The organism is Streptomyces sp. NPDC001068 (assembly GCF_042897315.1).
Lineage (GTDB): Bacteria > Actinomycetota > Actinomycetes > Streptomycetales > Streptomycetaceae > Streptomyces.
On sequence record NZ_JBIAYD010000001.1, the window covers coordinates 158,104 to 181,267 of the forward strand.

Annotated in this window: 20 protein-coding genes and 1 riboswitch; of the genes, 8 read left to right on the forward strand and 12 right to left on the reverse strand. The window is 73.3% G+C overall.

Going from position 1 to position 23,164, the window contains the following annotated elements; translation table 11 throughout:
- The first annotated feature begins 22 nt into the window (after positions 1–22).
- Positions 23–2,587: a CHAT domain-containing protein gene (locus ACFY3I_RS00720; RefSeq protein WP_390859404.1), complete on the forward strand. Its 2,565-nt coding sequence runs from the start codon at positions 23–25 to the stop codon at positions 2,585–2,587.
- A 134-nt stretch (positions 2,588–2,721) separates the two neighbouring features.
- Here ACFY3I_RS00720 and ACFY3I_RS00725 read toward each other — a convergent pair whose 3' ends face one another.
- Positions 2,722–4,449 carry a LuxR C-terminal-related transcriptional regulator gene (locus ACFY3I_RS00725; RefSeq protein ID WP_390858727.1) on the reverse strand — a complete coding sequence of 576 codons (1,728 nt, stop codon included), beginning with the start codon at positions 4,447–4,449 and terminating at the stop codon, positions 2,722–2,724.
- A gap of 94 nt (positions 4,450–4,543) precedes the next feature.
- Between ACFY3I_RS00725 and ACFY3I_RS00730 the strand changes: the two genes are divergently transcribed.
- A complete protein-coding gene (locus ACFY3I_RS00730; RefSeq protein WP_390858728.1) occupies positions 4,544–5,623 on the forward strand; it encodes a M12 family metallopeptidase in 1,080 nt (359 codons plus the stop codon).
- 116 nt (positions 5,624–5,739) lie between these two features.
- Here ACFY3I_RS00730 and ACFY3I_RS00735 read toward each other — a convergent pair whose 3' ends face one another.
- From ACFY3I_RS00735 to ACFY3I_RS00770, 8 genes are all read right to left on the reverse strand, one after another.
- Positions 5,740–7,113, reverse strand: a complete 1,374-nt coding sequence (locus tag ACFY3I_RS00735) for an NtaA/DmoA family FMN-dependent monooxygenase (protein WP_390858729.1) — start codon at positions 7,111–7,113, stop codon at positions 5,740–5,742.
- 21 nt (positions 7,114–7,134) lie between these two features.
- The gene (locus ACFY3I_RS00740; RefSeq protein ID WP_390858730.1) at positions 7,135–8,349 is read right to left on the reverse strand and encodes an LLM class flavin-dependent oxidoreductase; all 1,215 of its coding nucleotides are present in this window, start codon (positions 8,347–8,349) and stop codon (positions 7,135–7,137) included.
- Positions 8,350–8,420: 71 nt separating this feature from the next.
- Positions 8,421–8,819, reverse strand: coding sequence for a putative leader peptide (locus ACFY3I_RS00745; protein WP_390858731.1), 399 nt, complete (start codon positions 8,817–8,819; stop codon positions 8,421–8,423).
- On the reverse strand, positions 8,735–9,754 hold the full coding sequence (locus tag ACFY3I_RS00750) for a transporter substrate-binding domain-containing protein (protein ID WP_390858732.1): 1,020 nt from the start codon (positions 9,752–9,754) through the stop codon (positions 8,735–8,737). Before ACFY3I_RS00750 ends, ACFY3I_RS00745 begins: the two co-directional genes overlap by 85 nt.
- Positions 9,755–9,885: 131 nt before the next feature.
- Positions 9,886–10,674 carry an amino acid ABC transporter ATP-binding protein gene (locus ACFY3I_RS00755; RefSeq protein WP_390858733.1) on the reverse strand — a complete coding sequence of 263 codons (789 nt, stop codon included), beginning with the start codon at positions 10,672–10,674 and terminating at the stop codon, positions 9,886–9,888.
- Positions 10,671–11,651 carry an amino acid ABC transporter permease gene (locus ACFY3I_RS00760; protein ID WP_390858734.1) on the reverse strand — a complete coding sequence of 327 codons (981 nt, stop codon included), beginning with the start codon at positions 11,649–11,651 and terminating at the stop codon, positions 10,671–10,673. Before ACFY3I_RS00760 ends, ACFY3I_RS00755 begins: the two co-directional genes overlap by 4 nt.
- 381 nt (positions 11,652–12,032) lie before the next feature.
- Positions 12,033–12,144, reverse strand: a riboswitch (SAM riboswitch).
- Positions 12,145–12,221: 77 nt separating this feature from the next.
- On the reverse strand, positions 12,222–13,094 hold the full coding sequence (locus tag ACFY3I_RS00765; protein ID WP_390858735.1) for a glutathione S-transferase C-terminal domain-containing protein: 873 nt from the start codon (positions 13,092–13,094) through the stop codon (positions 12,222–12,224).
- A 208-nt stretch (positions 13,095–13,302) separates the two neighbouring features.
- Positions 13,303–13,467, reverse strand: a complete 165-nt coding sequence (locus ACFY3I_RS00770) for a putative leader peptide (protein WP_390858736.1) — start codon at positions 13,465–13,467, stop codon at positions 13,303–13,305.
- Between the two features lie 160 nt (positions 13,468–13,627).
- Here ACFY3I_RS00770 and ACFY3I_RS00775 point away from each other — a divergent pair, with 160 nt between their 5' ends.
- Positions 13,628–13,885 carry a hypothetical protein gene (locus ACFY3I_RS00775; RefSeq protein ID WP_390858737.1) on the forward strand — a complete coding sequence of 86 codons (258 nt, stop codon included), beginning with the start codon at positions 13,628–13,630 and terminating at the stop codon, positions 13,883–13,885.
- Between the two features lie 142 nt (positions 13,886–14,027).
- Positions 14,028–14,837, forward strand: a complete 810-nt coding sequence (locus tag ACFY3I_RS00780) for a hypothetical protein (RefSeq protein WP_365291362.1) — start codon at positions 14,028–14,030, stop codon at positions 14,835–14,837.
- Positions 14,838–14,935: 98 nt separating this feature from the next.
- Here ACFY3I_RS00780 and ACFY3I_RS00785 read toward each other — a convergent pair whose 3' ends face one another.
- The 3 genes from ACFY3I_RS00785 to ACFY3I_RS00795 form a co-directional block, all read right to left on the reverse strand.
- The gene (locus ACFY3I_RS00785) at positions 14,936–16,300 is read right to left on the reverse strand and encodes an MFS transporter (protein WP_390858738.1); all 1,365 of its coding nucleotides are present in this window, start codon (positions 16,298–16,300) and stop codon (positions 14,936–14,938) included.
- A 61-nt stretch (positions 16,301–16,361) separates the two neighbouring features.
- Positions 16,362–17,837: an NAD-dependent succinate-semialdehyde dehydrogenase gene (locus ACFY3I_RS00790; RefSeq protein ID WP_390858739.1), complete on the reverse strand. Its 1,476-nt coding sequence runs from the start codon at positions 17,835–17,837 to the stop codon at positions 16,362–16,364.
- A gap of 148 nt (positions 17,838–17,985) precedes the next feature.
- The gene (locus ACFY3I_RS00795; RefSeq protein WP_390858740.1) at positions 17,986–18,783 is read right to left on the reverse strand and encodes an IclR family transcriptional regulator; all 798 of its coding nucleotides are present in this window, start codon (positions 18,781–18,783) and stop codon (positions 17,986–17,988) included.
- Between the two features lie 206 nt (positions 18,784–18,989).
- Between ACFY3I_RS00795 and fae the strand changes: the two genes are divergently transcribed.
- The 4 genes from fae to ACFY3I_RS00815 are packed head-to-tail and all read left to right on the forward strand — an operon-like array spanning position 18,990 to position 23,153.
- Positions 18,990–19,553 (forward strand): formaldehyde-activating enzyme, encoded by a 564-nt coding sequence (fae, locus tag ACFY3I_RS00800; RefSeq protein ID WP_390858741.1) that lies wholly within the window; start codon positions 18,990–18,992, stop codon positions 19,551–19,553.
- Entirely contained in the window at positions 19,550–20,662 is a 1,113-nt protein-coding gene (locus tag ACFY3I_RS00805) for a mandelate racemase/muconate lactonizing enzyme family protein (protein ID WP_390858742.1), read from the forward strand. Before fae ends, ACFY3I_RS00805 begins: the two co-directional genes overlap by 4 nt.
- Positions 20,659–22,179 carry an aldehyde dehydrogenase gene (locus ACFY3I_RS00810; RefSeq protein WP_390858743.1) on the forward strand — a complete coding sequence of 507 codons (1,521 nt, stop codon included), beginning with the start codon at positions 20,659–20,661 and terminating at the stop codon, positions 22,177–22,179. Before ACFY3I_RS00805 ends, ACFY3I_RS00810 begins: the two co-directional genes overlap by 4 nt.
- Before the next feature lie 44 nt (positions 22,180–22,223).
- A complete protein-coding gene (locus tag ACFY3I_RS00815) occupies positions 22,224–23,153 on the forward strand; it encodes an NAD(P)-dependent oxidoreductase (RefSeq protein WP_390858744.1) in 930 nt (309 codons plus the stop codon).
- The last annotated feature ends 11 nt before the right edge of the window (positions 23,154–23,164 follow it).

Consider the following 23,164-nt stretch of genomic DNA (forward strand, 5'->3'; position numbering starts at 1 on the left):
ATCGGTTGCGGAACTCCTGCCGATGGTGTTCGCCGCCCCCGGCGAGGCCCTGGCACGGGCGGAGCGGGTCCTCGGGTCCGACCCGTCGCCGCTGGACGCGTCCGTCGCCCACCAGGTCGTCGGCATCTGGCAACGGGACTTCGGGGACCTCGGCGTCGCCCTCGACCATCTGCGGCGCGCCCGGGACTTCGCGGCCCGGGCGGACTCGGCGGAGCGGGAGGCGGACGTCCTCGCCACGCTCGGGGTCGCGTTGGTGCACGCGGGACGCACCCGGGAGGGACTGGCCGCGTTCGAGCGCGGCGTCGCACGGGGCAGCGGGCACACCCGGGCCCGGGTGCTGTACCGCCGGGCGTACGTCTGGTGGGTGCTGGGGCGGCACAAGGAGGCCCTGGAGGACGTGCGGCGGGCGATCCCGGTGCTGCGGCAGGCGGACGATGTCATCTGGACCGCACGGGCGCTGACGCTGCGGGCCACGGTGCACCTCGCGCTCGGCGCTGTGGACCGGGCGGACGCCGACTTCACGGCGGCGGAGCGGCTGTGGGAGACGACGGGCCAGGAGCACGACAAGGCGGACGCGGTGGAGAGCCGGGGCCTGGCCGCGTTCCGGGCCGGCGACATCCCGGCGGCGCTGCGGCTGCTCGCCGAGGCCGAGGAACGGTACGCCGAGCTGGGCACGCCGACGTTCATGCTGTACATCCGGCGCTGCGAGGTGCTGATGGCGGCCGGGCTCGCGCCGGAGGCGCTGGCCGAGGCGGACACGGCCATCGCGGCGCTGGACCGGCTCGGCGGGCAGTCCACGCGCAAGGCGGAGCTGCTGCTGGCCGCCGCCCGGGCGGCGCGTTCGGCCGGCGACGCGCAGACCGCGATCGCCCGTGCCGCCGTGGCCGTCCGGCTCTTCTCGGGGCAGCGGCGCGGCTGGTGGGAGACACATGCCCGGCTGGTGCTGATCGAGGCACGGGTGGCGGGCGGATCCGCCTCGGGCCGGCTGGTGCAGGACGCGGCGGCGGTCGCCGACCAGCTGGCGTCCTTCGGTGCGCCTGCCGCGCCGGAGGCCTCGCTGCTCGCGGGACGGATCGCGCTGGCGCTGGGCTGGACGGCGGACGCGGAACGGCATCTGACGGTGGCCGCGCGCAGCAGGCACGGGGGTCCGCCGCTGGCCCGGATGACCGGCTGGGCGGCGCAGGCGCTGCGCGCCCGCGCGGCGGGTTCGCGGCGCGGTGTGCTGGAGGCCTGCCGGCGCGGTCTGGACGTGCTCGACGACCACCGGATGACGCTGGGCGCCTCGGAGTTGCGGGCCCGGGCCACCGCGCAGGGCGCGGAGCTGGCCGCGCTGGCCCAGCAGGCGAGCCTGGCGCACGGCGGACCGCGCAGGCTGCTCGAGTGGAGCGAACGCTGGCGGGCCACGGTCCTGTCCGCTCCGCCCACCCGGCCGCCGGCCGACCCGGCCCTGCTCACCTCGCTCACCGCGTTCCGTGAGATCGCGTCCCGCGCGGAGGAGGCCCGCAGGCAGGGTCGTCCGGTGCCCGCTCTGGAGCGCGAACAGCGCCGCCTGGAGGGGGAGATCCGCTCCCGCACCCACCACATCCACGGTGACGCGCCCGGCGGGGGCGACCGCTTCGACCCGGCCCGGCTGCTCGACCGGCTCGGCGACGCCCGCCTGGTCGAACTCGCGGTGCTGGACGGGCGGGTGCAGGTGCTGCTCTGCGGACAGGGCCGGGTACGGCGCTTCGAGGGCGGCCTGCTGGCGGAGGCGGTCGCCGAGGCGGAGCACGTCCAGGCGGGACTGCGGCGGCTCGCGCATCCGGGGGCCGAGGCGCGGCTCGCGGTGGTGGAGGCCGCCGGGCGGCGGCTGCAGGAGCTGCTGCTGGGCACGGCGGCGGACCAGCTCGGCTCGGGCCCGGTGGTGATCGTCCCGCCGGGTGCGCTGCACCGGGTGCCGTGGGCCCTGCTGCCCTCGCTGCGGGAGCGGGTGCTCAGTGTGTCCCCGTCGGCGGGGAGCTGGCTGCGGGCCAGGGAGACCGAGCCGCCGCCCGGCGGCCGCCACGTGCTGGTCCGCGGGCCGGGGCTGGCCACCGGGGGCGCGGAGGTGCCCGAGGTGGCGGGCCGCTACACGGCGGCCCGGGTCCTGGAACACGACGAAGCCCAAGTACCACATGTACTGGCCGAGTTGGACGGGGCGGCGCTCGCGCACATCGCCGCGCACGGCACCTTCCGGGCGGACAGTCCGCTCTTCTCCTCGCTGCGGATGGCCGACGGCCCGCTGATCGTGCACGACTTCGAGCGGCTCGCCCGCAGCCCTTACCGGATCATCCTCTCCAGCTGTGACACGGCCCGCCTCGCCTCGGTCGGAGCCGACGAACTCCTCGGGCTGGTCACGGCGTTGCTGCCCCTGGGTACGGCCGGCGTGGTGGCGAGCAGCGCGCCCGTCAACGACGCGGCCGTGGTCCCGCTGATGCTGGCCCTGCACAAGGGGCTGGGCGCGGGCCTGTCGTTGGCGGAGGCGTTGCGGGACGCGCGGGCCGCCCTGCCGGGCGACGCGGTCCATCAGGCGACGGGGTGGGCGTTCGCGGCGTTCGGGGCGGCCTGAGCCGAGTCGGTCGCGGTTCGGCGGGGCGCGGTGAAGGACGGTCGTCGGGTGCGGCGCCGTCGTGGCCGATCGCGCGGTTCCTCCGCCGGCCTTCGGCCGGGGCTACCCCCAGCGCCCGTTCGGGGCACGGAGCGTCACGCCGATCTCCGCTCGGGCCGCTCCACCAGCCACGGCAGGGCCGCCCGGTCGCTCGCGCCGAGGCGGGTGTACGCGCCGTAGAGGTGGTTGCCCACCGTCCGCACCGACAGGGTCAGCCGTTCGGCGATCTGGCGGTTGCTCAGGCCGGTCGCGGCGAGCGAGACGATCTGCCGCTGCCGGGCCGTGAGTTCGCCGAGGACCAGGCCGGACAGGGCCGGGGTGCGGGCGCCCTGGCAACGCCGGGCGAGGGCGACGGCGCGGGTGCGTGACATCCGGGCCGCGCGCGGGTCCCGGTGCGCGCGGACCGCCTGGGCGTGCGCCTCCGCCGCGAACAGCAGCAGACCGCGCGCGGCCAGTGCCTCGGCGGTCCGGTCCAGCGCGGGCCCGTCGCCCCGCGCGAGGGCCTCCGCGTGCCGGGCCAGGACGCCGTCGAGGCGCCCCGCCGCGCCCTCCGGCTCCCCGGCCCGTACCGCGCCGTAGTGCGCGAGACCCCCGTCCCCGCGCACTACGGCAGCTTCTCCCGACTCCGCGGCGGCGCGGGCGAGTTCGGTACGGCAGGCGGCATCCCCCGGCGCCGTCCGCAGTCCCTCCCTCGCCCACGCCGCCGCCTCTCGCAGCTCCCCCCGAAGCCGCGAGTACCGGGCACGCACTGCTGCGTACCCGGCCGGTACGGGCAGGCCTCCCGCGGCCAGCCACTCCCCCACCGGGGCCGGCACCTCCCGTACGTCCAATTGGTCCACTCGTCGTGCGAGTCGTTCCTGCTCGTCCTTGAGCGCGGGTCCGCACTGACCCGGCGTGCGGGCCAGGCGGCGGGCCCGGAGCCGGCCCGCCCTGGCGCGCAGCGCGGGGCCGTGCAGCGGGTGGGCGAGTCGCACCGCGCCCCGGTCGTCGACCTGGATCAGGCCGTCGGCCTCCAGCCGCTCCAGGACGCCGAGGTCGAGGCCGTCGTCGAGGTGCGGCGGCAACGGCTCCGCGAAGGCCAGCCGTTCCAGCGTGTCCCGCTCCTCGGGGTCGGGCCGGTCCAGGAGCGGCGCGATCCGGTCCCGCACGGTCGCGGTGAGCGGCAGCGGGCCGTACCAGGCGCCCTCGCCGGTGTCCGGCACCCGGTGCAGCGCGCCGGACTCGCGCAGCGCGCCGAGCAGGTCCCGCAGCAACCGCAGATCACCGCCGGACACCTGGTGCAGCCGCCGCACCGTGAGCGGCTCCAGCCCCTCGGCGACGAGGAGTTCGGCCGTCTCGTCGTACGGCAGCGCCTCCAGGGCGAGGCGGGTGAGCAGTTCCCCGGTCCACAGTCGGGAGACCGCGCCGGGCAGTGGGGCGGGGTCGGTGGCGGCCACCACCATGCGGGTACGGCCGTGCACGGCGAGCTGGTGGACGAGGGCGGCCGAGGCCTCGTCGAGGAGATGAGCGTCGTCGACGACCAGGAGGCGCACGCCGCCCAGGTGCTGGACCGCGCCGGGCAGCGAGAGACGGCCGGGGAGCAGGTGCGCGAACGCCGCGAACGGGAGCGTCGAGGTCTCCGGGGTGCCGGTCACCCACACGCGCTCGGCACCGCGCACGGCCTCCGTGATCAGCCGGGTCTTGCCGCCGCCGGCCGGCCCGGTCACCACGACACCCTGGCGGCCGATGCCCAAAGACCGCCTGACCAGCTCCAGTTCGTCCACCCGGCCGGTGAAGGGCCAGGGCGGCCGGAGGGTCCGCGCGTCCTGTTCGTAACTCGTCACACAGGTATGAGTCCCGTTACTCACCCCTGATACAGGGGGACTTGAGTAGCTCCCGACTCAGGTCGCCGGGCGGGGCGAACGGCAGTCTGGGCGCATGACCCGACGCTACTGCTCGCTGCCGCGGCAGCCGGTCCCGGTGTTCGCCCCGGGGCTGGCCGCCGAGCGGCTCGGCGCGCTGCTCCGCGGGCGGCGGATGTGGGTCAACGGGACCGTTCTGCACTACTACTTCTTCGACGCCGACTCCGACGCCTCGGTGATCCCCGTGCCCGGGACCGGGGAGACCCGCCGGGTGTCCTGGGCCGGTGCCAAGGAGCAGCGGGACGTGGTGCGCGAGTGTTTCCGGGAGTGGCAGGACCTCGGCATCGGGGTGACGTTCACCGAGGTGTCCGACCGGTGCGAGGCCGAACTGCGGATCGGCTTCCAGCGCGGCGACGGCTCGTGGTCGGCGGTCGGCCGGGACGCGCTCGCGGTGGGCGCGGGCGAGCGCACCATGAACCTGGGCTGGGACCTGGCCGAACCGGGCGGCCGCTGGACGGCTCTGCACGAGATCGGGCACGCGCTCGGGATGCGGCACGAGCACCAGAGCCCGTTCGCCGGGGTCCACTGGGACGACGAGGCGGTCTACGGCACTCTCGCCGGACCGCCGAACCACTGGAGCCGGGACCGGACGGACGTCAACATCCTGCGCAAGCTGGACCCGGCCGAGGCGAACGGCCCCGTGTGGGATCCGCAGTCGGTGATGCAGTTCCCCGTCGGCCCCGGGCTGATCCTGGAGCCGGAGCAGTACCACAACGGTCTGTACCCGCCGGGTTCGCTGTCCCCGGCCGACAAGGAGTTCGTGCTCCGCTGGTACCCGCCCGCCGACGCCCCGGCCGCGCTGGTCCCGTTCCGGTCCGCGCCGCTCGGCCTCGGTCCCGGCGAGCAGGCGGACTTCGCCGTGGAGCCCCCGGAGACCCGCGTGTACCGGGTGGGCACCTTCGGGGAGAGCGACTCCGTCGTCGTGGTCTTCGAGGAGCGCGACGGGGAACCGCGCTACCTCGCCGGCCACGACGACGGGGGCACCCCGCACAACACCGGGATCGGCGTCCGGCTCGTCAGGGGCCGGCGCTACTTCGTCCGCGTCCGTCTCCATTCCACGTGGGGGTCGGGGGAGACAGCGGTCATGTGCTGGTGACACCGGCACACGACCGCGACGCGGAGGCCGGACTCAGGGTCCGGCGCCGGGGGGAGGCGGTCGCGGCACGTAGCCTTCGGGGGAGGGAAACGTGCCGCGACCCCGCCCGTGGCCGCTCAGGACGCCGCGCGCTCCCGGCGGGGCCGGTCCGGATGGGCGAGGCCGAGGTGGTCGCGGAGGGTGGTGCCCTCGTACTCGGTGCGGAAGACGCCGCGTTCCTGGAGGAGCGGGACGACCGTGTCGGCGAAGGTGTCGAGGCCGCCGGGCGTGATGTGCGGGACCAGGATGAAGCCGTCGGCGACGTCCGCCTGCACGAACTCGTCGATGGTGCGGGCGACGGTGGCCGGGGAGCCGACGAAGGTCTGCCGGTTGCCCGTGTTGATCACGAGGTCGCGGATGGACCACTTGTTGGCCTCGGCGAGCTCCCGCCACTCACGGGCGACAGCGACCGGGTCGCGGTACATCCGCACCTGGGCACGCCCCCGGGAGATGTGCTCCTCGCTCACCACCGGGTCCACGTCGGGCAGCGGTCCCTCCGGGTCGTACGACGACAGGTCCCGGTTCCACACGAACTCCAGGTGCTTGAGGGCGGTCGCGCCGCTGACCTGCAGGCGGCGCACCTGGTGGGCGGTCTCCTCGGCCTCCGCGTCGGTGTCACCGAGGACGAAGCTGGCGGCGGGCAGGATCAGCAGTTCCTCGGGGCGGCGGCCGTACTTGGCGAGGCGGGACTTGACGTCCGTGTAGAAGGCCTGGCCCGCGTCGCGGGTGGCGTACCGGCTGAAGATCGCGTCGGCGCCGGCGGCCGCGAACTCCCGTCCCTCCTCGGACTCTCCGGCCTGGAAGATCACCGGGCGGCCCTGCGGGGAGCGCGGCACGTTGAACTGGCCGTGGATGTCGAACTGCGCGCCCCGGTGCACGAAGGACCCGGCCCCCGCATCGCTCAGGAAGGTGCCGGCGGCCTGGTCGGCGAGGATCTCGTCGCCGTGCCAGGAGTCGAGGAGTTCGTTGGCCGTGGCGAGGAACTCCTTGGCGCGCGCGTAGCGCTGGTCCTGGGGCAGGAAGCCGCCGCGCCGGAAGTTCTCGCCGGTGAAGGCGTCCCAGGACGTGACCACGTTCCAGGCGGCCCGGCCGGCGGAGAGGTGGTCGAGGCTGGCGAACTGGCGGGCCACCTCGTAGGGCTCATTGAAGGTGGAGTTGATGGTGCCGGTCAGGCCGAGGCGGTCGGTGACGGCGGCCAGCGCGGCCAGCACGGTGAAGGTGTCGGGGCGGCCGACCACGTCCAGGTCGTATATCTCGCCGCCCTGTTCGCGCAGCCTCAGGCCTTCGGCGAGGAACAGGAAGTCGAACCTGGCGCGTTCGGCGGTCTTCGCGAAATGTGTGAAGGAGCTGAACTCGATGTGGCTGCCGGCGGCCGGGTCGCTCCACACGGTGGTGTTGTTGACGCCGGGGAAGTGCGCGGCCAGGTGGATCTGCTTCGGCGGCTTGCTCATGTCGGGGGCGGTCCTTCCGGCTCAGGCGGTGGCAGCGGCGTAGCGGTTGGCGGGGCGGGCGAGCCCGAGCAGGCCGCGCAGGGTGTCGGCCTCGTAGGCGGTGCGGAAGAGGCCGCGACGCTGGAGTTCGGGGACCAGGTCCCGGGTGATGCGCGGCAGGTCGTGGCAGAGCACGGCGGGCCGCAGCCGGAATCCGGTGAGGCCCTCGGCCGCGAACTCCGCCAGGAGGTCGGCGAGTTCGGACGCGGTGCCGGTGAATTCGGCCGCGTCGCTGGTGTGTTCGCCGCCGTCGAGGGTGTCGAGGCGGTCCTTGCGGGCCACGGCCGCGGCCCGGTCGTCGTCCAGGTAGACCTCCAGGTCGCCGAAGACGTGCACGGTGTCGCCGGTCCGGCCGGCGGCTTCCTGGCCGGCGCGGATCTCGGCGACGATCGCCCGGGCGTCGGCGGCGTCCCGCGGGGTGACGTGACCGACGTCGGCCTGCCGGGCGATCAGCCGGTAGGGGACGGCCTGGTGGCCGAGGGCGGTGACGAGCGGCTGCCCCTGCGGCGGGCGCGGGGTGATGGAGGGGCCCTTGACGCTGAAGTGGCGGCCCTCGAAGTCGATGTGGTGCAGCTTGTCGCGGTCGACGAAGCGGCCGGTGGCGACGTCCCGGATCTCGGCGTCGTCCTCCCAGCTGTCCCAGAGCCTGCGCACGGCCTCCACGTAGTCGGCGGCCTCCTCGAAGTGCTCGGCGAGCCGCGCCTGTCCGGCCGGGGAGCGCAGTTGCGCGAGGTCGACGGGCGGGAAGCCGCGACGGCCGAAGTGGTCCGCCTCGTGCGGCCGGGCGGAGATCTGCACCCGCAGCCCCGCCCGGCCGGCGCTGACGTAGTCCAGGGTGGCGATCGCCTTGGAGATGTGGAACGGCTCGGTGTGGGTGGCGATCACCGTCGGCACCAGGCCGATGCGGTGGGACAGCGGCGCGATCCTCGACGCGATCAGCACCGCGTCGAGACGGCCGCGGACCTGGTCGGTGCGGCCGTCGAGCTCGCCGTACCGGGAGGACTGCAGGCCGAGGCCGTCCTCGATGGTGACGAAGTCGAGGAGGCCGCGCTCGGCCTCGGCCACCAGGTCGGCCCAGTAGCCGGCGGTGAACAGCTCGTGGGGGCGGGCGGCGGGCTCGCGCCAGGACGCGGGGTGCCAGCCTGTTCCGTCCAGGGCGATCGCGAGGTGCAGGGGGGAAGCGGGAGACGAGGACACAGGGGTGCCTTCCTGAGGGGTCCGTACGAGGGCGCGCCGGGGCGGAGAAGGGGCGCGGCGGGGACGACAGGTCAGGAACAACAGAGCGCGCCGGCCACGCGCGCCAGGTCGATGTGCGGCCGGGAGTACAGGACGGCACGGCGGCTGGGGCTGAGGACACGTGTCACGTCCCGCACCTCCCGGTCTGCTCCGCGTACACCCGTACCCAGCCACCAACAGACGGGCCGCCGTGGTTGTTCCCGGGGCGCGCGGCGGCCGGCGCCGGGCGGGCGGCGGCGCCGGTGCGGTGGTGGAGTACGGTCCGGCGGATCACGGCGAAGGGTCCTTCCTCGGGGTCGCGGCGGAGTTCCTGACGGTCGACGGGGATCGGAGTCCCGACGCCGGATCAGGAGTTGTCGACCGGGAGTCCGGGCGGGTTGACCTCGGACTTGGCGACGGCCTCGTCGGAGAGGTTGTAGGCCTTGAGCCACTCGGCGTACTGGCCGTTCTCGATGAGGTGGTTGATGGCGTCGACGAGCGGCTTGGCGAGGCCGCTGCCCTTCTTGGCGGTGGCCGCGATCAGGCCCTGGAGCCCGGCGCCGGCACCGGAGTAGGTACCGGCGGTGCGCGTGGCGCTCGGGGTGCCGGCGGTCTGCCTGTTGTGGTAGGCGATGCCGGGGTTGGGGCCGAGATAGGCGTCGATCTTGCCGCTGGAGAGGGCCAGGTAGACGCTGTTGCTGTCCTGGAAGTACTTGACGGTGACCTTCTTGCCCTCCCTGGCGAGCTTCGCCTTCCACTCCAGGAGGATCTTCTCCTGGTTGGTCCCGGCGCTGACGGAGACCGTCCGGCCCGCGAGGTTGCGGTAGTCGCCGTCGAAGTTCCAGGTGCTCTTCCGCGGCACGGTGAAGGCGAGGTTGTCCTGCCGGTAGGAGGCGAACTCGTACTTCTTCTTGCGCTCCTCGGTGTCGGTGATGTTCGACAGCGCCACGTCGACCTTGCCGCTGTCGATTCCGACGAACATGTTCTCCCAGGTGAAGTTCCTGATCTCGGGTTCGAGGCCGAACACCGCGGCGACCAGACGGCCGAGGTCGGGTTCGGAACCGGTGAGCGTCCTCTGGTCGCCGCCGACGTAGGCCAGCGGCGGGAATCCGGCGGGCAGGGCGCCCTCGCCGATGACGAGCTTGCCGCTCTTCCTGAGCGAGGCGGGCAGTTCGGCGCTGATGGACTTCACCTCGGAGACCTTGACGGCGGTCCGGGTCGCGGCGCCGTTGGACACCTGGCCGATGACGACCTGGCCGCTCTCGGCGGCGGCGGTGACCGCGTCGCTGTCGCCCCCGCAGGCGGCGAGCCCGGTGGCGAGGGTGGCGACGGCGGTGGCCGCGGTGATGCCTCTGGTCAGACTGCGTCGGGAGGGGAGCGTGGGCATGGCTGTCCTTCGTGTTCGGGCGAGAGAGGGACTCGAGAGGGACTCGAGAGGGACTCGAGAGGGACTCGAGAGGGACGAGAGAGGAGGGAGGGAGGTGAAAGGGAGAGACGAGGTGTGGGCACTGATGCGGTTCAGAGGACCTTGCGCAGGAAGTCACGGGTGCGTTCGTGCCGCGGACGGTCCAGGACCTCGGACGGCGGCCCCTGTTCGACGATCCTTCCGCCGTCGATGAAGACGACCCGGTCGGCGATCTCGCGGGCGAAGCCGATCTCGTGGGTGACGATGACGAGCGTGGTCCCGCTGTCGGCGAGGTCCCTGATGACGGCGAGGACCTCGCCGACGAGTTCGGGGTCCAGGGCGGAGGTGGGCTCGTCGAAGAGGATGACGCCGGGGCGCAGCGCGAGGGCGCGGGCGATGGCGACCCGCTGCTGCTGGCCGCCGGACAGCTGCCGGGGGTAGGCGCCGACGCGTTCGCCGAGGCCGACGCGTTCGAGGAGTTCCTTGGCCAGGGCCTGGGCCTCGGGTTTCGTCAGCCTTCCGGTGGCGACCGGAGCGGCGGCCACGTTGTCCAGCACGGTCAGGTGCGGGAAGAGGTTGAAGTTCTGGAAGACGAAGCCGATCCGGCCGCGCTGGGCGAGGATGGCGCGCTCGCTCAGTTCCTTCAGGCGGTCGCCCTGCCGCCTCACCCCGATCAGCTCGCCGTTGACGCTGACGTGGCCGATCTCGGGCCTCTCCAGGTGGTTGACGACCCTGAGCAGGGTGGACTTGCCGGAGCCGGAGGGGCCGAGGATGACGGTGACCTCGCCGGGGCGGACGGTCAGGTCGACGCCGTCGAGGACCTGCTGGGTGCCGTACCACTTGTGGACGTTGTGGATCTCCAGTGCGGCGGGGGCCGTCTCCAGGGTGTCGGCGGCGCTCATACGGCGGCCTCCCGGCGGACGCGGGCACGCAGGTCGGCGAGCCCGGCCCGCAGTTTCCCCAGGGGCGTCGGCGGCAGGGAGCGGGTGGCGCCCCGGGCGTAGTGCCGCTCGACGTAGAACTGGACGACGGAGACGACGCTGGTGAGGATCAGGTACCAGACGGTCACCACCAGGAGCAGCGGCACGATGTCGCCGGGGTAGGTCGAACCCATGCTCTGCGCGGAGCCGAAGAGGTCGAGCAGCGACACGTAGAAGACCAGCGAGGTGCTCTTGACCAGGCCGATGAGCTGGTTGACGTAGTTCGGGACGATCGATCTCAGGGCCTGCGGGAACACGATCCTGCGGAACTGGTAGGACCTGGGCAGCCCGAGGGCGGCGGCCGCCTCGTGCTGGCCCTGGTCGACGGAGAGGATGCCGCCGCGGACCACTTCGGCCGCGTAGGCGGCCTCGTTGAGGCTGAGTCCGATCACCGCGACGGCCATGTCGGTGGCGAGCCTGGACTCGTCGAAGGAGAAGAACGCCGGTCCGAAGGGCACGCCGATGCTCAACCTCTGGTACAGGGCGGAGAAGTTGTAGAGGAAGAGCAGGACGACGATGAGCGGGATCGAGCGCAGCGCCCAGACGTAGGTCCAGCTGACCGCGCGCAGCACCGGGCTCCCGGAGAGCCGGGCCAGCGCGAGCAGGATGCCGCCGAGGAGGCCCAGCACCGCGCTGTAGGCCGTGACTTCGAGGGTGATCACCAGACCGTCGAGGATGGTCGGCCGCAGGAACCAGTAGCTCCAGCGGTCCCACTGGTAGAAGGGGTTGGTCACCAGCCCGTGGACGAACTGGGCGACCAGGACGAGGACGGCGGCGGTGAGGATCCACCGTCCGGGTCTGCGCAGCGGCAGAACACGCTGTGCGGTGCGTCGATCTGATGCTCTGTCTGTTCGGGAAGGCGCCTCGGGGGCGAGCGTGACGCCTGGGGGTTCACTCATGGCGGGCTCCGGCGGGATCGGTCACCTCCGGTCCTGCGGGCGGGCACCCGGCACCGTGCCGGGTTCGGGCACGGCGGGGTGCGCGGTGGCGCGCGGGACGCGGGGGCTGGGCGGACGGCATCACACCGGAGGGCCGGTGTCTTCGTCGGGAACGCTGAGGCGCGGGGCTGCGGGAACCGGGCGGAAGGCCGGTCAGACCCGACAGCGGGCCCGGCCCGGTGCGGTACACGCGCTACACAGGGCGCTGTTGACGCGGAGCAGATCGACGGCGCGGTCGGCGACGAGCGGGCTCGGATACGGCTGTACGCAGCCCCGCGCGCGGCGCGTGGCCGTGCCGGTCGCTGCGTACATGTCCGTCACCCGTCAGTCGGTGGCCCTGGGGCCTCGCGCTTACCGAACATCGTCATCCGGTCCGGTCGTCACCTGGGGCACCCCACCGCGGTGCGAGGGTTGCCGGTCAGCGAGCCAGGGCTTGACGCTGACGCTCTTGACCGTTCTGTGCGGCAAGTTAGGCAGTTGCCCGATCGGATGTCAACGCCTGTCCGACTGGCGAAACGCCTCGGGCCGCTCTCACCTGCGCGGAACTCCCGGGACGTCCGCCGCATGACGGGCCCAGTCCAGGATCTGGACGGCCGCGCCGGCGGCTTCGAGCCCTTGGCAACAGCCGTGGTGGCGGCGGGCGATGCCGTCGAGGTCGAGATGCGTGCCGAAGGCCGGGTGGGCGGCCAGGCGGCGGGCGTAGGCCCACAGCGCCGGGTGGTCCGCGACCGCGTGCACGGCGCCGGCGTCCAGGTGGCAGCGGTGCACGGTGTCGAGTTGCACGAGAGTGACCCACAACTCGACGTCCGCCGCGGTGAGTTCCCCGCCGACCAGGTACCGGGTCCCGGTCAGCCGGTGCTCCAGCCCGTCCAGGGTGGCGAGCAGCACCTCCAGCGCGCGCGGGTCGCCGCCCGGACGGCCGGCGTGCTGGGCCGCCCGCTCGACACCCTCGGCGCACAGCCGCTCGACCTCCTCGATCCCGGGCTCCGCGCCGCGCGGGTACAGCCGGACGGCTCCGTCGCCGAAGTGCCGGTCGAGGTCGCGCAGGATGTCCCCGCCGTGGGTGGAGACGATCCGGCCGGACCAGTCGTCGCTGAGCACCGGCGCGAGGGCCGGTCCCGAGTAGTGGTGGGCGCTCGCCTCGTACAGCCGGCGCAGCGCCGTGTGCCCGCCGTCGGGACAGTCGGGGACGGCGGGCAGGTGGGTGACCGGACAACAGCCGCCGAGTGCGAGGAGGCTGTGGCCGACGGCGATGCGGAGGCCGTCGGGGCAGGCGGTGGAGAGGTGGAGCCGGTAGCGGCCGGGCACGGCGTAGTGCCCGCTGCGCGCGTCCCGGCCGATGCGCCCGCGGAATGCGGGGCCGGTGGGGGCGGACGGGAGGGCGGCGAGCGGAGTGATGGACATGCGTCTCCCCGGGGTACGGGCGCGCGGACGTCCGCGCGGCGGAGGCGATCGTGGGCGGGTGTCCGGGTGGGCGGGGGCTCGGCGGGCGGGCGCCCGCCCACCCGGGCGGTGCGGCCGGCGACGCTGCCGACGGGCGGTGCTCGGCGGGCGGCGGGGGCGGGCGGCGGGCAGTGCTCGGCAGGGTGCGGACGGTGGGCGGGTCGGTCGGTTACGGCCGGCCGACGCGCCCGGCCGCGGGGGCCCGGCCGGTGCGGCCGATGGCGCTGCACACGCGCTGCAGGTCGATGTGCAGCCGGGAGGTGAGCAGCGGGAGTGGGCAGGGCGTACGGCTCTCTCGGCGCTGTCTGCCGGTGGCCGTGCGCAGCGGACCCATCGTTCCCTACCTTTTCACTAGGATTCCCGTCTGGAGTGTCGATCCGCCGCCGTGTGCCGTCAAGGGGGCGTCCACGCCCGGGACACCCGGACCCGGCTTGCCGCCGGACGGCAGGGGTTGTCCGCTGGAGACGCAGGCCGAGTGACAGGAGCCGGATGCGATGAGCGAGCCCCCGGGTCCCGGGCCCGTACCCGGCGCCGTGCCCGAGACCTTCGCGTTCGCCTGCGGGCGGTGCGGCGAGGCCTGGGAGGCGACCTTCCAGGCGGTGTTCTTCACCGACCCGATCGCCGATCCGGACCTGCGGAGCACCCAGGAGTACGTCGACGAGGCGGGCCGGGCCGTGTGGACGCCGCTCACCGACGCGGTGTGCCCGCGCTGCGGCAGCCGACGCGTGCGGATCACGGCGGCCGGGTCGTGAGGCTCACCCGGATGGCACGCGCGGGTGGTCGGCGGCCGCGCCGGGTGGTGGCGTGGAGGGACGTACCGCCGTCGTCCGTGGTGTGGCGCAGCATCGCTGCCCCCGCGGTGCGACGTACCGCGTTCCCGAGGAGGCAGTCGCGATGATCCGTCCGTTCCGACCCGTGCGTGTTCTCGCCGCGGCCCTGGCGGCGGGGATACTGCTCGCCACGGCGGCCTGTACGGAGGAGAGCGGCGGCGCGGGAGCCGTGTCCGTCTCGCCGGCCGGCGAGCGCGCTTCCGCGTCGCCCTCGGCCACCCCGGCCCTGACCGGGGCGGGCGCGCAGGCCGCGCTCATCACACCCGCCGACATCGAGGACAACTGGCAACTGGCCGCCGACGCGGCGACCTGGCGGAACACCATGCTGGTCGGCAAGGTCGACGTGGCCGGGTTCCTCACCGCCAAGACCGACGCCGCCGACTGCCAGCGGCTTCTGGACGGCCTCTACTCCGACAGCCTCCTGGGCCGCGCGTCCGGCGCCTCCGGGCTGCGCGGGTTCAGCTCGGAGGACGCCCGACTGCTGTACCAGGTCGGCGACTACGGCTCGGCGAACCTGGACGCCACGCTGGCCTGGCTGAAGTCCCTGCCGGTCAAGTGCGACCAGTTCACGGCCACCGGCAAGGACGGCGGCAGGCGGACCGTGCAGGTCGTCGCGGCGAAGGTGCCCGACTCGGGTGACGCGCGTGCGGCCCTGACGGTGACCGTCCAGGGCGACTCGGGCGGCCGGTCGGCCACCTGGACCACCGACGTGGCGGTGCTGCGCGTCGGCGCCTCCGGCGCCGCGGTCACCAACGGCGGTCTGTCCGGCGTCGACCACGACAGCACCGCGCTGGCCGTCCGCAGCGGCGCCCAGCGCCTGAAGGACGTCCTGTCCGGCAAGACCCCGGCGCCGACGCCGAGCGGGGTCGACTAGCCGAACCCGGCCGTGTCCGACCGGAGCCGGCGTGGCGTACACCGGCCGTGAGGCCCCGCAGGGTTCTCCTACGGGGCCTCCCCCTGTCAGGGGACTCGTCAGCCCTCGATCGGACCGCGTGCGGTGCGGGCCGCCTTCGCCAGGTCCAGATCCGTGGTCTCCGGGGCGAGGAACTGGGAGACCAGACCGCCGATCGCGAGTACGCCCGCGCCGACGAGCAGCACGAACTCCACGCCGAAGCGGTCGAGGCCCATCGGCAGCAGGAAGGTGCCGACGGCCGCGCCGACCCTGCTCATCGCGGTGGCGAAGCCGACGCCGGTGGCACGCAGCGAGGTCGGGAACACCTCCAGCGGGTAGACCGCGGTGAGCGCGCTGGAGGCCGCGTTGAGGAAGATGAAGAAGAGGAAGCCGGCCACGATGACGGGCGTCGAGTGCGGCCACACCGCGACCAGAGCCAGGCAGACCGCGGTGATCCAGAACGGCGGGATCAGCAGCCTGCGGCGGCCGATGCGGTCCACGACCAGACAGCCCGCGGTGACACCGGCGACCGCGGTGAACGAGTAGACCAGCAGCGCCGCCACCGCGTTGTCGCCCATGTGCAGGGCGTCGAAGACCTGCGTCCAGAACGTGCCGATGGCGAAGTACGGCAGGACCAGCGCCGCCCAGAAGACGCTGGCGAACACCGTGCTGCGCAGGTGCTCCCTGCTGAACAGCGCCCAGAAGCCGGCCTGCCCGCTCGTGTTCCGCTCGTCGAGTTCGGCGTCGACGTCGATCTCGATGCCGTACCGCTCGATGAGCGCCTCGGCCTCCTCCCGGCGGCCCCTGCTCAGCAGCCAGCGCGCCGATTCGGGGATGCCGCCGCGCAGCGACACGCAGATCACCGCGAGGACGGCGCTGCTGGCCAGCGACCAGCGCCAGCCGCCGTCGACGTCCGCGAACACGGCGCCGACGACGGTGGCCAGCGCGTAGCCGACGTACCAGCTGATCTCCAGGCTGGCCAGGAGCCGGCCCCGGCCCTGTTTCGGGGCGTACTCGGAGAGCAGCGGGGCGCCGATGGCGTACTCGCCGCCGATCGCCACGCCCATCAGCAGCCGGATCAGGAAGAGCTGGAGCCCGTCGGTGACGAAGAACTGGAGTACCGACCCGACCAGGAAGACCACCATGTCGGCGAGGAACACCGGGCGGCGTCCGAACCGGTCGGCCAGCCGGCCGAAGAGGGGGCCGCCGACGAAGATGCCGATCAGCGGGGAGGCTCCGACCAGGCCCTCCATGAAGGTGGACAGGTGGAGGTCGGCGGTCAGGGCGGTCATGGCCATGCCGATGCCGCCGATGATGTAGCCGTCGATGCCCTCGCCTATCTGGGTGGCGAGCTTCAACTTGGTGTGCAGTCGGCGGCGTTCACGCGAGTGGTCGGCGGCTTGCGGGGTGCCGGGCGGTTGCTGGGTCGCAGGCGTCATTGCCATGTGCGGTCCTCGGGGTGAGCGGGTGAGCGGGCGGGGACGGAACGGGCAGCGGTCGTAGGGGTCACAGGGGCCAGTCGAGGGCGATGTACTGCGTCTCCAGGAAGGCCTCGATGCCCTCCCGGCCGCCCTCGCGGCCGAGTCCGGACTGCTTGACGCCGCCGAAGGGCGCGGCCGGGTCGGACAGCAGACCGCGGTTGACGCCGACCATGCCGGCCTCCAGGCGCTCGGCCAGGCGCAGCGCCCGGCCGACGTCACGGGAGTAGACGTAGGAGGCCAAGCCGTGGACGGTGGCGTTGGCGCGGGTCAGCATCTCGTCCTCGTCGGTGAAGGTGGTGACCGGCGCGACGGGACCGAAGATCTCCTCGTGCAGCAGGCGGGCGTCGTCGGGGACGTCGACGAGGACGGTCGCGGGATGGAAGTGGCCCGGTCCGTCCGGGACTTCACCCTGTGCCGCGATGCGGGCACCGCGGGAGAGGGCGTCGGCGACCAGGGCGCGGATCCTGTCCACGGCGGCCGCGTTGATCATCGGGCCCAGGGTGACCCCCTCGGCCAGGCCGGGCCCGGTGCGCACGGCGGCCATGGCGGCGCCGAACTTCTCGGTGAACTCGGCGGCGACGTCGGCGTGGACGTAGAACCGGTTGGCGGCGATGCAGACTTCGCCGCCGCCGCGCATCTTGGCGTCCATCGCGCCGAGCACCGCGGCGTCCACGTCGGCGTCCGCGCAGACCACGAAGGGGGCGTTGCCGCCCAGTTCCATGGTCACGTTGACGACGTTCGCGGCGGCCTGCGCGAGGAGCAGCCGGCCGGTGGCGGTGGATCCGGTGAAGGAGAACTTGCGGACCCGTTCGTCGCCGAGCCAGACCGACACCACCTCGGGCGCCCGGTCGGTCGGCAGGACGTTCAACAGGCCTGCGGGCAGGCCCGCTTCGGTCAGCAGAGCGGCGATCGCGAGGGCGGTGAGCGGGGTCTCCGGCGCGGGCTTGAGCAGCACCGGGCAGCCGGCCGCGAGCGCCGGGGCGATCTTCCGGGTGGCCATGGCGGCCGGGAAGTTCCAGGGGGTCACGAAGGCGGTGACGCCGACCGGCTGCCGGCGCACGACGTGCCGGTAGCCGCCCGCCGGGGCGTCCGAGAAGGCGGAGCCGACGCGGACCGCCTCCTCGGCGAACCACCGGAAGAACTCGGCGGCGTAGCCGACTTCGGCCACCGCGTCCCGGTAGGCCTTGCCGTTCTCCAGCACGATGAGCCGGGCGAGGGTGTCGGTGTGGTCGCGCATCAGCGTGAAGGCGTTGTGCAGGATCTCCGAGCGGCGCCGGGGCGGGGTGGCCCGCCAGCCGGCCGCGGCCGCCTGTGCCGCCTCGGTCGCCGCACGGGCGTCCGCGGCTCCGGCCGCGGACACCTCCCTGATCAACTCGCCGGTGGCCGGGTCGTACACGGGGTAGGTCCGTCCGTCGGCGGCCGGGATCGGGCGGCCGACGAGGAAGACATCGCCGTCCGCGAGCGGGGCCTTGGCCAGGAGGTCGATGCCGGCGAGGTTCATGAGCTGCTCTTTTCTCCGTTCCGGACGAGGCTCGTCCGATGCGCGGTGAATGTACGAGCGCGTCATGGGGCCGACAAGGCACCTCCGGCGGATCGCAATGGGGGTTGCTCTGAGGGCAACTCGTCGATCTTGGCCGGGAGTACGGCGGTCAGGTGAGCCGGGCCCGTTGCAGCGGGGTGCGGCGGGGCTCCCAGCCCAGCAGCGAGGACACCCGTGCCGCGGCCCGTGCCGTGGTGCGCCCCGCCGCGTCGAGCCGGTCGCCGAGGCGCGACTTGGGGGCGGAGATGTTGATGGCGGCGACGACCCGGCCCCGGAAGTCCCTGACCGGCGCCGACACCCCGACCAGCCCCTCCTCGAACTCCTCGCTGACGCGCGCGTAGCCCTGCCGCCGGGCGTCCTGGATCAGCGACCACAGGTCCTGGACCGGCATCTGGCCGCTGGTGCCGAAGCGGACGTAGAGCTCGTCGGGGGTCGCGTCGGCGAGCAGCACCCGGCCCGCGGACAGCCGCCAGGCGGGCACCCCGCGCCCCTCCCAGTCGTGCACGCGGAAGGAGTGCCCGGAGACGGAGAGCAGGGTGAGGACGTCGCGGTCGCTCAGCACGCAGAGGTGGCTGGTCTCCTCCAGATCCGCCGACAGGGCGTGCATCACCGGCTCCGCCACCCGCACCAGGCGGCTCTCGGAGGTACGGGCGACCAGCGAGAACAGCCGCCAGCCGAGCCGGTACTCCAGGGTGTCGGGGTCGCGTTCGACGATGCCCTCGGCGGCCAGCGCCTTCAGGGCCCGGGAGATCTGGGTCTTCTCCCGGCCGACCAGACGGGCGAGGCGGACGACGCCGAGGCCGCCGGCGTTCTGCGCCTCGTCGGAGGCGAGGGCCTCCAGGAGGTCGATGTCACGGCGCAGGCCGTGGCCGCGGGAGGTGGCGGAGGAGTCGGTCACGAGGGCCATCGTATGCGCGCGTACGGCGGGTGGAGCCCCTGGTCAGAGCGGAAGTTGTCAGGAGAGCAACCGGCATTTCGATTCCCCTGGCCGCCTTGCGAGGGGGTGGTGACGGACCTAGATTCGCGGCATCGGGCCCCATGAACTGCGCCGAATACGAGGTTCGTCCAGCCGCGCCCGCCACACTCACGCTTCCCAGGTCCAGGAGAGATCCGATGCCCACGCCGGTTTCCCCCGCCAGCCCGCCCGGCTTCGCCCCCACCGCGCTCGTCGGCGAGTCCTTCGTCGGCGACGGTGCCAACGCCGCGCACACGAACATCGTGATCGGACGCAAGGGCGGACCGGTCGAGACCGCGTGGGCGACGGCGCTGGCCACCCCGAGCGCCGGGCACGTCCCGTTCCTGACGGTGGTCCGGCCGTCGGTGCCGGTGAAGCCGCTCACCCTGTTCGTGACCAAGGCGGCCGCGGCGGGCGACCTGCACGAGCGCGCCACCTGGGGTTCCGCGCAGGCCGGGCTCGCCCAGGGCGTCGCGGACGCCGTCGGGGAGGGACTGATCCCCGCCGCGGAGGCCGACGAGTTGCTGATCATCGCGGCGGTGTGGGTCAACCCGGCCGTCGACGACCTGGACGTCTCCTTCCGCAACCAGCGCGCCGCCGCGTACGGCGCGGTCCGGGCGGCCGTGACCGGCACCCCGACCGTCGCCGAGGTGCTGGCCGCCGCCGAGGAGGGCCCGGCCAACCCGTTCTACACCCCGACCCCCGAGGTGCTCGCCCGATGAAGATCACCGACATCACCCTGGACCGGCTGCGCCTGGAGCTGGACCCGCCGTTCCGCGCCGCCTGGGACCCCGAGCCGCGCCGCGCCTTCGACGCCACGATCGTCCGCGTGCACACCGACGAGGGGATCACCGGCATCGGCTCCGGCGACCTCATGGACGGCTTCGAGACCTACAAGCACCTGTTCGTCGGCGAGGACCCGCTCGACATCACCCGGCACGTCCGGGCGATCGAGACCGCCAACTTCCACGGCGCCCACTACTGGCCCCTGGAGGCCGCGTTGTGGGACGTCATCGGCAAGGTGCACGGCCGCCCGGTGTCCGAGCTGTTCGGCAACGCGGCCAAGAGGCTGCCCGCCTACGCCTCGTCCGGCGAGCTGAAGTCCCCGGCCGAGCGTGTCGAGACCGCCCTGAAGGTGCGCGAGGCCGGTTTCCGCGCCATGAAGATCCGCATCGACCGCAACCGGGTCGACGAGGGCATCGCGGCTGTCCGGGCGGTCCGCGAGGAACTGGGCGCGGACTTCGAGATCATGGTGGATCTCAACCAGTCCTGGCGGATGGCCGGCGACACCGCGAACGCCTCCGACCTGGCGAGGACCCGCAAGACCGTGGCCCGGCTCGCCGAACTCGACGTCTTCTGGGTCGAGGAGCCGCTGCCGTACGCCGACCTGAACGGCTTCCGGCAGCTGCGCGCCGAGAACCCCGGGGTGCGGATTGCGGCCGGCGAGATGCACCACTCCCCCACCGAGTTGCTGCGCTACCTCGAAGAGGACGCCCTGGACATCTACCAGATGGACGTGGTGCTCGCGATCGGCATGCACCGCGCCCGCACCCTGGCCGAACTGGCCCAGCTGAAGCACCGTCAGTTCACCCCGCACAGCTGGACCAACGGCATCGGCGTGCTCGCCAACCTGCACGTCGCGGCCGGTGTCGGCGGCGGCCCGTTCTTCGAGTTCCCCTACGACCCGCCCGGCTGGACCCCCGAGCGCCGCGACTTCATGCTCGCCGAGCCGGTCCGGGTGAACGCCGAGGGCGACCTGGAGATCCCGGACCTGCCCGGCCTGGGCGTCGAACTGGACGAGGACGCGATCGACCGCTGGAGGATCAAGTGACGCACACGATCGACGAGTTGCTGGCACGGTCGTACGACGACTGGCTGGCCGCGGCGGACAAGCTCACCTTCGAGACCCGGCTGTTCGTCGACGGCGCCTTCACCGACGCCACCTCCGGTGACTCCTTCACCAGCGTCTCTCCGCGAGACGGCGCGGTGCTGGCCCAGGTGCAGGCGGCCGGACCGGAGGACGTCGACCGGGCGGTACGGTCCGCGCGGGCCGCCTTCGAGGACGGACGCTGGCGTGACCTCGCCCCGAAGGAGCGCAAGCGGATCCTGCTGCGCTGGGCGGAGCTGATCCTGGCGAACGCCGAGGAACTGGCCCTCCTCGACACCCTGGAGATGGGCAAGCCCGTCACCGAGTCGGTGCGGATCGACGTGGCCAAGACGGCCGAGACCATCGCCTGGTACGCCGAGACGATCGACAAGACCTACGACGAGGTGGCCCCGACACCCGGTGACGCGCTGGCGCTGGTGACCCGCGAGCCGCTGGGCGTGATCGGTGTGGTCGTACCGTGGAACTACGCCCTGCTGATCGCCAGTTGGAAGCTGGGCCCGGCGCTCGCGACCGGCAACAGCGTGGTCCTCAAGCCCGCCGAGCAGACCTCGCTCGCCGCCCTGCGGCTGGCCGCGCTGGCCACCGAGGCGGGGCTGCCCGACGGGGTGCTCCAGGTGGTCCCGGGCCGGGGCGAGGTCGCGGGACAGGCGCTCGGCCGCCACCCCGAGGTCGACAAGATCGCCTTCACCGGATCGGCGGAGGTGGCCCGGCTCTTCCAGGTGTACGCGGGCGAGTCCAACGGCAAGCAGGTCGCCGTGGAGGCGGGCGGCAAGTCACCCCAACTCGTGCTGGCCGACGCCGACATCGAGGCCGCCGCCTCCGCCGTGGCCTGGGGCATCTTCTACAACGCCGGCCAGACCTGCAACGCGGGCTCCCGGGTCGTCGTGCACGCCTCGGTCAAGGACGAACTCCTCGACGCCGTACGGCGGATCACCGCCGACACCTTCCGCGTCGGCGACCCGCTCGACCCCGCCACCGTGATGGGCCCGATCGTGGACGAGGGTCAACTGGCGAAGATCCTCGGTTACATCGAGCGCGGCACCGCGGACGGGGCCCGGGTCCTGATGGGCGGCGGGCGCACGCTCACCGGCACCGGCGGCACCTTCGTCGAACCGACCGTGCTCGACGGCGTGTCCAACACGTCCGCGGTCGGCCAGGAGGAGATCTTCGGTCCGGTGCTGGCCGTCGTGTCGTACGACGGTGGGGTGGACGAGGGCGTACGGCTCGCCAACGAGAGCGACTTCGGGCTCGTCGCCTCCGTCTGGACCCGGGACGTGACGGTCGCCCACCGCACCGCGAAGCGACTTCGGGCCGGCACGGTCTGGATCAACACCTTCGACGCCAGCGACGTCATCACACCCTTCGGCGGGTTCAAGGCCACCGGCGCGGGACGCGACAAGTCGCTGCACGCTCTGGACGCCTACACGGCGCTGAAGACCACCTGGATCAACCTGGCCTGAACGGCCCGCTCCCCCTACTCCACCTGCATCAAGCGAGGACAACGATGAGGATCGGTTTCATCGGCCTGGGCAACATGGGACGCCACATGGCCCGCCACCTGATCCACGCGGGACACCTGGTCACCGTGTACGACACCCGGCCCGAGGCCGCCGTCGAACACCTGGCGCTCGGCGCCCGCTGGGCCGACACCCCCGCGCAGTGCGTGGCCGACGCGGAACTGCTGATCACGATGTTGCCGAACCCGCGCGTCGTCGAGGAGGTGCTGCTGCGCGGCGGAGCCGCCGAGGCACTGCCCGAGGGCGCGCTGTGGATCGACATGTCGACCTCCACCCCGGCCGTCGCGGACCGGATCGCCGCCGAAGTCCTGGACCGGCGCGGGGTGCGCAGGCTCGACGCCCCGGTGAGCGGCATGGCGCACGGCGCCGAGGCCGGCCGGCTGCAGATCTTCGTCGGCGGGGCGGTGGACGACTTCCGGATGTGCCTGCCCGTGCTCGAGGTCCTGGGCGACCCCGACAAGGTGCTGCACGTGGGCGGACTCGGCTCCGGCTACACGGTCAAGCTGATGATCAACCTGCTGTGGTTCAGCCACCTCGTGGCCACCTCCGAGGTACTGGCGATGGGCACCAAGGCCGGCGTGGACCTGGGCGTGCTGCGCGGTGCGCTGCTGGCCAGCCCGGCCGCCTCGCACTTCCTGGAACGGGACCTGCTGTCGGTCCTGGTCGACGGCGACTACGACGACTCGTTCGCCATGGTCCTCGCCTGCAAGGACCTCGGACTCGCGGTGGACCTCGGCCGGGACGTGGGAGTCTCCACGGAACTGTCCGCACTGGTGGAGCAGATCTACCGCCGCTCGAAGGCCCAGCACGGCGACCTGGCCGGGGAGATGAGCCCGGTGCGCCTCTACGAGGCCCTGGCCGGACGGGAGTTCCGGCTCCCGCAGCCGGAGGACTCCCTGCTGAGCACCCCCGCCTGAGCCGAACCCCC

What these genes read in the sequence shown, in the direction of transcription:
- ACFY3I_RS00720 (WP_390859404.1), top strand. Translation starts at nt 23, where the DNA reads ATGGTGTTCGCCGCCCCCGGCGAGGCCCTGGCACGGGCGGAGCGGGTC.
- ACFY3I_RS00730 (WP_390858728.1), top strand. Translation starts at nt 4,544, where the DNA reads ATGACCCGACGCTACTGCTCGCTGCCGCGGCAGCCGGTCCCGGTGTTC.
- ACFY3I_RS00735 (WP_390858729.1), bottom strand. Translation starts at nt 7,113, where the DNA reads ATGAGCAAGCCGCCGAAGCAGATCCACCTGGCCGCGCACTTCCCCGGC.
- ACFY3I_RS00750 (WP_390858732.1), bottom strand. Translation starts at nt 9,754, where the DNA reads ATGCCCACGCTCCCCTCCCGACGCAGTCTGACCAGAGGCATCACCGCG.
- ACFY3I_RS00755 (WP_390858733.1), bottom strand. Translation starts at nt 10,674, where the DNA reads ATGAGCGCCGCCGACACCCTGGAGACGGCCCCCGCCGCACTGGAGATC.
- ACFY3I_RS00760 (WP_390858734.1), bottom strand. Translation starts at nt 11,651, where the DNA reads ATGAGTGAACCCCCAGGCGTCACGCTCGCCCCCGAGGCGCCTTCCCGA.
- ACFY3I_RS00765 (WP_390858735.1), bottom strand. Translation starts at nt 13,094, where the DNA reads ATGTCCATCACTCCGCTCGCCGCCCTCCCGTCCGCCCCCACCGGCCCC.
- ACFY3I_RS00770 (WP_390858736.1), bottom strand. Translation starts at nt 13,467, where the DNA reads ATGGGTCCGCTGCGCACGGCCACCGGCAGACAGCGCCGAGAGAGCCGT.
- ACFY3I_RS00775 (WP_390858737.1), top strand. Translation starts at nt 13,628, where the DNA reads ATGAGCGAGCCCCCGGGTCCCGGGCCCGTACCCGGCGCCGTGCCCGAG.
- ACFY3I_RS00780 (WP_365291362.1), top strand. Translation starts at nt 14,028, where the DNA reads ATGATCCGTCCGTTCCGACCCGTGCGTGTTCTCGCCGCGGCCCTGGCG.
- ACFY3I_RS00785 (WP_390858738.1), bottom strand. Translation starts at nt 16,300, where the DNA reads ATGGCAATGACGCCTGCGACCCAGCAACCGCCCGGCACCCCGCAAGCC.
- ACFY3I_RS00790 (WP_390858739.1), bottom strand. Translation starts at nt 17,837, where the DNA reads ATGAACCTCGCCGGCATCGACCTCCTGGCCAAGGCCCCGCTCGCGGAC.
- ACFY3I_RS00795 (WP_390858740.1), bottom strand. Translation starts at nt 18,783, where the DNA reads ATGGCCCTCGTGACCGACTCCTCCGCCACCTCCCGCGGCCACGGCCTG.
- fae (WP_390858741.1), top strand. Translation starts at nt 18,990, where the DNA reads ATGCCCACGCCGGTTTCCCCCGCCAGCCCGCCCGGCTTCGCCCCCACC.
- ACFY3I_RS00805 (WP_390858742.1), top strand. Translation starts at nt 19,550, where the DNA reads ATGAAGATCACCGACATCACCCTGGACCGGCTGCGCCTGGAGCTGGAC.
- ACFY3I_RS00815 (WP_390858744.1), top strand. Translation starts at nt 22,224, where the DNA reads ATGAGGATCGGTTTCATCGGCCTGGGCAACATGGGACGCCACATGGCC.